The 9,587-nt window shown below is 42.1% G+C and carries 9 protein-coding genes; 3 read left to right on the top strand and 6 right to left on the bottom strand.

All coding sequences use genetic code 11. The features are described 5' to 3' along the window. Positions 1-34: 34 nt before the first annotated feature. The 3 genes from H6G28_RS35600 to psaM all read right to left on the bottom strand — a co-directional run bounded on the left by H6G28_RS35600 (position 35) and on the right by psaM (position 1,675). Positions 35-697 carry an MATE family efflux transporter gene (locus H6G28_RS35600; RefSeq protein ID WP_242054748.1) on the bottom strand — a complete coding sequence of 221 codons (663 nt, stop codon included), beginning with the start codon at positions 695-697 and terminating at the stop codon, positions 35-37. A 190-nt stretch (positions 698-887) separates the two neighbouring features. Further along, positions 888-1,115 (bottom strand): DUF3134 family protein, encoded by a 228-nt coding sequence (locus H6G28_RS35595; protein WP_190677939.1) that lies wholly within the window; start codon positions 1,113-1,115, stop codon positions 888-890. Positions 1,116-1,579: 464 nt separating this feature from the next. Next, positions 1,580-1,675: a photosystem I reaction center subunit XII gene (psaM, locus tag H6G28_RS35590; protein WP_062295108.1), complete on the bottom strand. Its 96-nt coding sequence runs from the start codon at positions 1,673-1,675 to the stop codon at positions 1,580-1,582. 283 nt (positions 1,676-1,958) lie between these two features. On the opposite strand from psaM, the gene H6G28_RS35585 reads away from it, so the two are divergent. Beyond that, positions 1,959-2,096: a hypothetical protein gene (locus tag H6G28_RS35585; RefSeq protein ID WP_190594020.1), complete on the top strand. Its 138-nt coding sequence runs from the start codon at positions 1,959-1,961 to the stop codon at positions 2,094-2,096. Positions 2,097-2,151: 55 nt separating this feature from the next. Next, positions 2,152-3,402, top strand: coding sequence for an FGGY-family carbohydrate kinase (locus H6G28_RS35580; protein ID WP_190677936.1), 1,251 nt, complete (start codon positions 2,152-2,154; stop codon positions 3,400-3,402). 273 nt (positions 3,403-3,675) lie between these two features. On the opposite strand, the gene H6G28_RS35575 is transcribed toward H6G28_RS35580, so the two are convergent. Both H6G28_RS35575 and H6G28_RS35570 read right to left on the bottom strand, forming a co-directional pair. Continuing rightward, positions 3,676-4,176, bottom strand: a complete 501-nt coding sequence (locus H6G28_RS35575; RefSeq protein ID WP_190677933.1) for a transposase — start codon at positions 4,174-4,176, stop codon at positions 3,676-3,678. A 59-nt stretch (positions 4,177-4,235) separates the two neighbouring features. Beyond that, positions 4,236-4,622 carry a helix-turn-helix domain-containing protein gene (locus tag H6G28_RS35570; RefSeq protein ID WP_190677931.1) on the bottom strand — a complete coding sequence of 129 codons (387 nt, stop codon included), beginning with the start codon at positions 4,620-4,622 and terminating at the stop codon, positions 4,236-4,238. Positions 4,623-4,647: 25 nt separating this feature from the next. Between H6G28_RS35570 and H6G28_RS35565 the strand changes: the two genes are divergently transcribed. Further along, positions 4,648-5,007, top strand: coding sequence for a ribosomal maturation YjgA family protein (locus tag H6G28_RS35565; RefSeq protein WP_397330359.1), 360 nt, complete (start codon positions 4,648-4,650; stop codon positions 5,005-5,007). 88 nt (positions 5,008-5,095) lie between these two features. On the opposite strand, the gene H6G28_RS37580 is transcribed toward H6G28_RS35565, so the two are convergent. Next, a complete protein-coding gene (locus H6G28_RS37580) occupies positions 5,096-9,055 on the bottom strand; it encodes a DUF8508 domain-containing protein (RefSeq protein ID WP_190677928.1) in 3,960 nt (1,319 codons plus the stop codon). Between the last annotated feature and the right edge of the window lie 532 nt (positions 9,056-9,587).

Raw genomic sequence — 9,587 nt, 5'->3', positions numbered from 1 at the left:
CTCCAGTTTATCGACTACTTTAATCAAACAATGGCTAAACCTTTTCAGTGGACTTATAAGGGCAAAGTTTTGGCTCTTTAATGGTCTGCTTATTTCCGCCTTGCTGTACTAGTCCCAGGGCGGGTAGTCCGAATTTGCCAAACATTAAAACATAGTTAGCTGTAATATTGAGCAGCGTACCCAAGACAACAGTTACCATCACTAACTGCGGTTGGGAAAGGGCAGACAGAAAGCTTTTGAATACAGCAAAACCCAATGCAGGGATAAAACCCCAAGCGATCGCTCTTAAATAAGTTTGTGCTAGTGAGGCTGCATTCACATCCTGCCCCAACAGTACCAGCAAAGTACTACCATGCCAAAGTAATACTGTAATTGGAATGCCTAATAGCAGGGAGATTCTTAACCCTTGTCGCACAATTTGACCAACTTGTTCAGGCTTCCCGGCTCCGTATGCTTCTGCTGCTAAGGGGCTAACAGCAGCAATAATACCTGTAGTAATCATCAAACAAAAGGTATATACTGCCGCACCCAAGCCTCCAGATGCGATCGTCTGACTGCCTAACCAACCCATCATCACTGTATCGACAAAGCCGGTCGCTGATTGGGCTAGTTGGGCTGCTGCTAGTGGAACAGCTAACAGCAGACATTGTTTAACTTCAGAAATCAATCTGGAGCCACTGGTATTGTCCTTGCTCATTAGATTTGAAAATTACTTGAGGATGGGGAAATTTGCCATCTTCCGCTTTTGCAAAAGATGGCAAAGCGTGAGTGAAGTAGACAAATTAGTTATCAAAACTAGATAGATAGTCTATTGTCGTTCTGACTTTAGACTTCTGACTCCTAAATTCTGCTACATCAACAGCAGTTTATGTCGTTGGTAGCGAATTTCACTCCTCTAAATGGTCTATTTCCCCTGTTTCATATTCACACTGCTCAACCACTTCTTCCTCGTCGTCTTCCTCATCTTCGTAATAGTGTTCCACAAATACATAAGGTTCTAATCGACCAGTACTTGCTAACCAATCAAGCAAAGATTGTTCTTGTCTCAGCGCAATAATCGCTGTTGACTGATAACGGGGTTCTTCGTGGAGAGCAGGGTTAGATAGCTTAACCATCTTTTTACCCCCGAAGAATCTATCTGTATCCCAAATTGCCTTGAGCAGTTGCAACTGGGTATGATTAACAGTTTGCTTTGTGTAATTTCAAAAACCTCTGACTTTTGGCAGATGTTCTTCTCTCCACAAGAACGATTTGCGGTTAATTTGCGAAGTAAATTTTTTTGTGCGATCGCCTATAGGAATACGGTTTGATTCCTGAATCTAGTTGTGTAAGCAGGGAGTAGGAAAGACGGCTGATCTGGGTGTACTGATTTTTTTCATAAATCAAGTATGAGTCCTACACATAATTTGATCACTCTTGATGCGTGCAATGTAGACAAACTGCTATATCTGTCAACTTCCTATTTAACTTTCCCTGTTCCCTCCCTAAACACAAACACAACAACCAAGCAAAGCCTGATTGTTGTGTAAGGGTGTGGCACTTACTGTGAAGCTCTGCTTAAGAAATTCAGAGCAAGGGCTTACTTGTAAAGTTCTGTCGCTAAACGCCAAGCCAGAACGCCTGGAATTAGCGCCACAACTAGAGCAATATAAACTTGGGTATCTGAGATGGTCATTGTTGAAAACCTCCTAAACTTAAATCGATTTTCGACAGTTCGTTTACTACTTTTCCTTGTTTTGCCGATTTTGGGGAATATCTTGTTACAAGATGCAACAATAGCCCTGGTGAATCAGTAGTCTATAGTTATCTTTCATTGTCAACTGCCCCACCCACAAAGGGATGCGGCTTGTAACTAACCGAAATAATCGGTCGAAACATACGGATAATTGACTGTACCCTGTCTCCCCGGCACAGCCAAGCTGCTTGTAGGGAGAAGAATTTGAATCTATTTCACAACAGTGAATACAGATTCAATTGTTTCTACCATCACGGACAAACCACTTTTTCTTATTCCTCAACAACTGGCGTTGCATTTAAGAAATGTCATGTCTCAGGTAGATAATCCTAATGTACCAGAGTTCCTGGCTCGCTTATAACCCCACCCACAAGGGGATAGGGTTTTACTCTCGATCAATAAAAATTTATAAAAATATGGATTTGTATTTAGGGATTGATTATGGAACCTCTGGCGCAAGGGCAGTGGTCATTGATGAGCAAGGGAATGTGCAAACAGAGGTGCGCTATCCTTTGCAGAAAAAGACGGCTCAACATTGGAGTCATAGGTTATGGAGTTTATTAGCCGATATTCCTGAGCCATTACGGCAACAAATCAAGGCGATCGCTATTAATGGTACTTCCTCTACTGTTTTGCTTTGTGATGGGGCTGGTAAGCCTGTAGATGTCCCTTTACTTTACAACGATGCACGGGGGGCGGTGGTACTAGAGCAGCTAAGAGAAATTGCACCACCAAACCATACAGTATTAAGTGCTACTTCCAGTCTTGCCAAATTTCTGTGGATGTCACAGCAACAATTTTTTGCAGAAGCTCGCTATTTCTTCCACCAAGCCGATTGGTTAGCTTTTTTGCTGCATGGACAATTAGGTATTAGTGATTACAACAATGCTTTAAAGCTAGGCTATGACGTGGAAGCCTTGGAATATCCAGAATGGTTAAAAAATTTAGAAATACCGATTCAGTTACCGCAAGTGTTAGCGCCAGGGACACCCATCGCCGAAATTCGCCCAGATATTGCAATGCAATTTCGTTTTCGCCGCGATTGCTTAGTGTGTGCGGGTACAACTGATAGTATTGCTGCTTTTATTGCCAGTGGTGCAGAATTACCAGGAGAAGCTGTGACATCGCTGGGTTCAACCTTGGTACTGAAATTATTGAGCCATACTCGGATAGAAGATGCCAGATATGGAATTTACAGTCATCGGTTTGGTGATTTGTGGTTGACTGGCGGTGCGTCTAATACGGGTGGTGCAGTGTTGCGAGAATTTTTTACGAATGCAGAGTTAGAAAATTTGAGTCGGGAAATTGATCCAGCCAAAGTCAGCAACTTAGATTATTATCCCTTGTTACAACCAGGCGATCGCTTTCCGATTAATGACCCCAAATTACCGCCACGACTCACACCACGTCCAGAAACACCAAAAGAATTTTTACACGGTTTACTAGAAAGTATTGCCCGGATAGAAGCCAGGGGATATGAACTATTACAAAGCTTGGGCGCAAATCAAGTACAACGAGTATATACAGCAGGTGGCGGTGCAGCAAATTCTACTTGGACTGCTATTCGTCAACGACATTTAAGAGTACCTGTCGTTGCTTCAGTTTACACCGAAGCCGCTTACGGGACAGCACTTTTAGCTAAAACAAAATATTGCAATCCTCAATGATTTATAAATGTGGCAGAAGGTCGCCGAGCGCAGTCGAGATGAGGTAGAAGGTAAAAGTCTGACTATACCTAGCATGTATGCCTTTTAAATTTACTCACCTATACTTCTTCAACTGTTATATCTCTCTCCCTTGTCCCCCTTGTCTCCCTTGTCTACCTTGTCCCCCCTATAATTCGGAAATGCTCAATGTTATCACTGACAAACATTCGCTGGCGCACCATTCTTTCACTAATTATTGTTCTGCCTGTTGGACTTTTACAGCACCTACGGCTGTTATGAGGTACAGTAGCAGCAACTAGCAAACCAGTTTCTTAAATGTTGAGGATTTATTAAGTCGAGTGCAACTGAGATTAGTTTATCAACCATTTCTGTTGTAGTTGGAGCAAAATTGCGTAAAAAAGATTTAAGTTGTGACCACCATAATTCAATTGGATTAAAATCGGGGGAGTATGGGGATAAACAAATAACTTTCGCACCTACAGCTTCAATCATTGGCACAATTGAATCTAGTTTATGTGCGGATAAATTATCCATTACTACCACTGCTCCTGACCATAAATTTGGCACTAAAAACTTCTCAATAAATAATTCAAATGCAATGCCATCCATTGAACCATTCATTGTCATTAATGCAACTACTTTTTTAATACTAATTGCTCCAATTACTGTAACTTTTGAGCCTCTATAGAAGGGGTTAAGAGAGTAAGCTCTTGTTCCCATTTCTGAACGGGCATGAGTCCTCATTAACCCAAGTAGGACACCAGTTTCATCCAAAAATACTAAATTTTCTGGCTCTATATGTTTGACCTTTTCCCAATAATCTAATCTTAAATTCAGGACTCTTTCTGTCCCCGCTTGGGTACTCCGCCTTGTTTTTTTTTACGATTTAATCCTAATTTCTGTAACGCACGACACATTGCACTTTGACCTACCCAATTGCCAGTCTTATCTGCAAATAATTCACACAACTCTATCAATGTTGCATCTGGATGTGATTCAACTAATTCTCTCAACTCTATGTCAGCATTTGTTAGATGACTAAATTGTGGCTTTCCTCGCGGCTTGGATTGTAAATTACCTTCAAGTTTTTGTTGCTTTACAAGCTTTTGAACTAAACTTTTTGAGACGGAAAATATGTTAGCTACTTTTCTAATTGAAATGTTTTTTTGAAGATGTGCTGCAACTATTTTTTCTCGAAGATCGACAGAGTATGACTTCATTTAGAGGTATTTATATTTTAATTTATTGTACCTCATAACAGACGCAAGTGCTGTATACAGCCACTATCGCTATTCTATTGGGTGGTTAAACCAAGAAGTAGGAGGGATTTTTTATGAGATATTTTGGTGCTTGCTGGCCTTTCTATTTATTCCGACTCGCAAGGCAGTTTGGCAAATCCCTTTATGGGTATTAGCCATTACTTGTTTATTAGAATTTATGCAGTTATGGCATCCACCTTTTTTAAATTGGGTGCGTTCATTTTGGTGGGGAAGAATGTTAATGGGTACAGCTTTCACTTGGGTAGATTTCCCCTATTATTTTATTGGCAGTGGGTTAGGGTGGCTGTGGTTGCGGCTGATAGTTCGGGGAGCAAAATTAAAATAATGCGACTTGAGTAAACTGGCGTGTGAAGATTGGGTGTAGGGGTGTAAGAGTTAGATACACCCCTATGTAAGTCTTAGATATTACTCCGTTATGCAATCACATTAAAATCAGTACTGCTCAGAGTTGGTCGATTAGATATTTGCGCTATTTGGACTTTGGCGACACTACCAATACCATCTTGATCAAAGAATAGTTTACCGCTACTTCTGTTGTAGATAAAGCGATCGCTGGCTGCGGTGGCACTTGTACCCAGACGGAATAAACTAGGCTCTAGTGTACCTATTACCTGGTTAAACGCAAACTCTGACTGCGAAATCACAAAGCTATCAACGCCCGATACAAAGTCAGTGATGATATCCGCATTTCCAGCCCCATTATTCAGATAAAAGCTATCTCTCCCATTGCCACCAGTCAGAATATCTCGACCTAAGCCACCGATGAGGATGTCATTACCACCATTCCCAAGCAGCATATCGTCACCCGCACCACCATTCAAGGTGTCATTGCCATCTCCACCAGTCAGAATATCATTGCCATTCTCACCATAGAGACTGTCATTACCAGCGCCACCATCTATCATGTCCTTGCCATCTCCACCATAGATGACATCGTTATTACCTAAGCCGCTAATAATATCGTTACCCCCCAAACCTCGGATAATATCGATTCTGCTAGTTCCCAAAAGTATATTACTGCCGTTAGTGCCGTTAATCTGGTTACTACCAAGGGTAACGGTGAGATTAACTGTAGCGGTGGTGGTTAAATTACCATCGCTAACGGTGTAAGTAAAACTGTCAGTCCCAGTAAAGCCAATTTCCGGTGTGTAGGTAAAGGTGTTGTCGTTATTTCTGACTACAGTACCTGTTGTAGAATTGGTAAAGCTGTTGATAGTCAGGGGATTACTATCTGGGTCGCTATCATTAGCTAAGACATTAATAATTACTGGTTGAATATCAGTGGTAGTGGCGCTGTCATTATTCGCAATTGGTGTTTCGTTGATATTATTAATGGCTAAGGAGAAATTAGCAGTAGCATCGGGAGTATTACCAACTGTCGGATCATCAACAGCCACCGTCACACTGTAGTTAGAACGGGTTTCAAAATCTAAGTTAGTGTTAGCCCGCAGATACAATACAGAATTATCGATTTCAAAGAAACTCGCATCTGTACCAGTCAAACTCAGGTTATTTGTGCCTCGTCCATCATCGGTAATAGATATATCTGCAACTTTGATGCGGTTAGTTGTGTTGGTATTTTCGTTGATGCTGGTAACAGTATTATTAAATGTCACTGCCGTTGGTGCTTGGTTGGCTGGTGGTAAATTAAACCTCGCTACAACAGGATCATGGTCGCTGTCTTGATCAAAAAACTCTGAGTTGATATGAACAACATCATAGCCATCTAAGTTATTCACCAAGTTCTGACTTGCCAAAATATGGTCAAGTACCTGGGCGTTACCTTGAAAGTTATAGGTGTAACGCTCGTTTGCAGGTAGCGTTTCAATTAAAGAAGTCAGTCCCGCACTTTCTAATGTGGTGAGAGGATTAGAAAACTCAAAATCATTCAAGTCACCCAGCACAATTACATTTGCGTTGGGGTCAATTGTCAAAACCTCTTGCACAAAGTTTCTAACAATTGTGGCTTGTTGCTGGCGTTGCGCTTCACTGCTAAGAACTGGCGGTTGATTTGGCCCGAATAAAGGTTGGTCGCCACCTTTAGAGTTAAAGTGATTACCAATGAGATAAACACTTTGACCGTTAAAGATAAACTCACCAACTAAAGGTTTACGGCTGCTGCTGAAAGCGGGGTTTGTCGGGTCAATTAACCCAGGACTGGTAGAAAGGGTGGGATTACCATCAACATTAGTGACGGAAATGTTCGTAGTGGAACCACCACCAGGACGGTCAACAAAGCTGACGCGATTGGGGTTAAACAAGAAGCCGACACGAATATTACCCCCAGGTTCACCACCGTTGGTATCATCCACTGGGTTAATTTGACGATATTCGTAGGTAGGGCCACCAGCTTGAGCAATCGCATCTATCAATGTCTGAAAAGTTACACTGGCATCCACCACACTGTCATTAATCGCCCCGTTATTATCCTGAATTTCTTCTAGAGAGATAATGTCAGGCGATCGCAAGTTATTCACAATTCTGTTAGCCAAGTTAGCAAACTGAGTTGCACCATCACCAGGATCAAGATTTTCCACGTTGAAAGTAGCAACTGTCAATTGATCAGCAGTGCCTGTTAAGTTTGTAACTTCTCTTTGTAAAGTAGATGCCTGTACTTCTATAGGTGCAGATGGAAGCAGGACTTCATAATTGTTGAAATCATAGCTGACCACACCTGTAATTGTACTGAGTTGAGCGCCGACATTTACATCAGGCAATGTGATTGAGCCATTGATTAAATCATCAATTTGAATCCGTTCTGGATTGTAGTCCGTGGCTGTAATCAAGCTGCCACCGCGCTCAGTAATACTTGTGGCATTAGCACCGTTATCTGCCAGCACCCAGATTTCTTCAGAAGCACCAAAGTTGGAGGTTGGAGATGTGGCGATCGCGTTATTGATTTGCACCAACATTCCTTCTACACTTTCGTAAAAATCGATACCTTCATTTACCGGATCGAAATCTCCACCTGTTTCTACATTCCCATTAGTATCATCATTGATTACCTGGGTGGGTATCGTCCGTCCGCCATTGCCTAGTATTGTTGGGGTAATAGTTGTAGTTGGTGCAGTTGTCCAAGCACTCACACTCAAACTCTGTACGCTGTTGTTATTACCGATTTGGGTAATAGTCAGGTTGTTAGAGCTACCACCAGGACGAAACTCTGATACCGTACCACTAACTAAAACTGCTTCGCCGACAGTACGGGCGCTGAGAATAGCCGAAGTAGTACCAGTGAAGATAAAAATCCCTTCGGAGGTTGCATCATTATTATCGGGAGTGGGATCTTGGATGTAGAAGCCGTTAGAAGCGATCGCTGTAACAATCCCGGCGACATTCACCACACCTTGGCCATTGAGTGGTGAAATATGTGCTGTGCCTTGAATATCATGAATACGAACTGCCCCAGGCGCAACATCATTATCGGTAATTGTGACTGTAGCTGTGGCAGTTGCACCTAAATCATAATCAGCAGCATCCACCAGCGTCAGCGTAACTGTTTCATTCCCTTCCACCAGCGAGTCATCCACGGGTGTAATTGTGACATCCACAAAGGACTGTCCAGCAGGGATGATCACACTACCCGTCAGGTTTGGTGTGTAGTCTGTCTGATTTGCACCACCAGCGACAGTGTAATTAACAGTCAACGCATTGGTTGTATCGCCTGTGCGGGTGATGCGGAAAGTTCCTGGTTCTGTTCCAGATTCGGCGGCGGTTGCATCGGTAGCTGCGATCGCTACTGTGGGAACCGCAGGCGGTGTGACTCCAGTAGAAAGGGAAAAATCATCAATCCCCAAGCCATCATCTGAACCGGAGGCGTTAAAATCCAGCCAACGGAACCAAAAAGTGGCTCCAACGGGGATATTTAGCCCTGTAATTGTTGTGGTGACTTGGCTGCTATTAGTATTTCCATCCAGCGCCCCTACAGTTCCGGTAGTTACGGGAGAATTGAAATCTAAATTATCAACATCTACCCAAGTTCCTGTATTTAAAGAAGTTGCATCCATACTGTACTGAAAATCTAAGCGATCAGATCCTCTGTTAGCTGCACCCAAACGCCATTGTTCACCTCGATAGGACAGATTCAACGTTGTAATTGTGCTACCTGTTGTATTCGTAAAACTTGCACCGATTGTGGGAGTTATCGTACCTGAAAGCAAGGTTCCAAAAGCTCTCTCACTAGAACCTGTTGCACCGAAACTGTATGTATCGCCTGCGGTATTAGAGCCAGTACCAGCCGTGTACTGTCCGTTTACATTTGCACTGGTTCCAGTTTCCAACAATGCCCAACCAGTAGGAACTACATTACTGTTCCCAGAAGATGCCAAACTATCAAAGTTCTCAGAATAAGAGCCATTAAATTGAATTGACATTACTATTTTTCCTCAGATGTATAGCTCATGAAATTTAGAGCGAAAGAAGTCTGTCTATCGCTCGTAAACATAGAATTAGGCTTCAATTAGGCAGTCCCGATAAAACAAGTTCTATGCGACTGCATTGAGTGTTTTTGTATATACTGCAAATTAAGTAGAGACTAATTTTTCTGTGTAAATCGTCCTCGAAAATTTACTGAATCAAGGTTAAGGAAATACTAGGAACAGGTAAATTTAGAGAATTTTTATAAAAAAGCAAAAAGCAGGTGAGTTATGCTCACTTGCTTTCTTTACTGTTTGGATATTTTATCAAGCTGCTCAGTTGTAGTTAGGTCAGTGGAAATAAACCCCGATAATAATAGGACTTACGCAACTGGCATATTTTTTCTGTAGGGTGTGTGACGCTATAAATCTGATGACTCACTTCTTGCACCTGGAAATATGAATGTCAAAACCACAACTACGTGCAAGAGGAGTTAGGCGTTCAATATTAAGTAAAAGAAGATACACAACTATATGAGGAAAAATAGAC

The sequence above is a fragment of the Nostoc sp. FACHB-190 genome (assembly GCF_014696905.1).
In the GTDB taxonomy this organism is placed as follows: domain Bacteria; phylum Cyanobacteriota; class Cyanobacteriia; order Cyanobacteriales; family Nostocaceae; genus Nostoc_B.
Note: the sequence above shows the minus strand (reverse complement) of the source record. Positions and strands in the feature narration are given on the sequence as shown.

Excerpts from the sequence above, each read along its gene's own strand:
- H6G28_RS35595 (WP_190677939.1), bottom strand. The coding sequence starts at position 1,115 with ATGGTTAAGCTATCTAACCCTGCTCTCCACGAAGAACCCCGTTATCAG.
- H6G28_RS35580 (WP_190677936.1), top strand. The coding sequence starts at position 2,152 with ATGGATTTGTATTTAGGGATTGATTATGGAACCTCTGGCGCAAGGGCA.
- H6G28_RS35570 (WP_190677931.1), bottom strand. The coding sequence starts at position 4,622 with ATGAAGTCATACTCTGTCGATCTTCGAGAAAAAATAGTTGCAGCACAT.
- H6G28_RS35600 (WP_242054748.1), bottom strand. The coding sequence starts at position 697 with ATGAGCAAGGACAATACCAGTGGCTCCAGATTGATTTCTGAAGTTAAA.
- H6G28_RS37580 (WP_190677928.1), bottom strand. The coding sequence starts at position 9,055 with ATGTCAATTCAATTTAATGGCTCTTATTCTGAGAACTTTGATAGTTTG.
- psaM (WP_062295108.1), bottom strand. The coding sequence starts at position 1,675 with ATGACCATCTCAGATACCCAAGTTTATATTGCTCTAGTTGTGGCGCTA.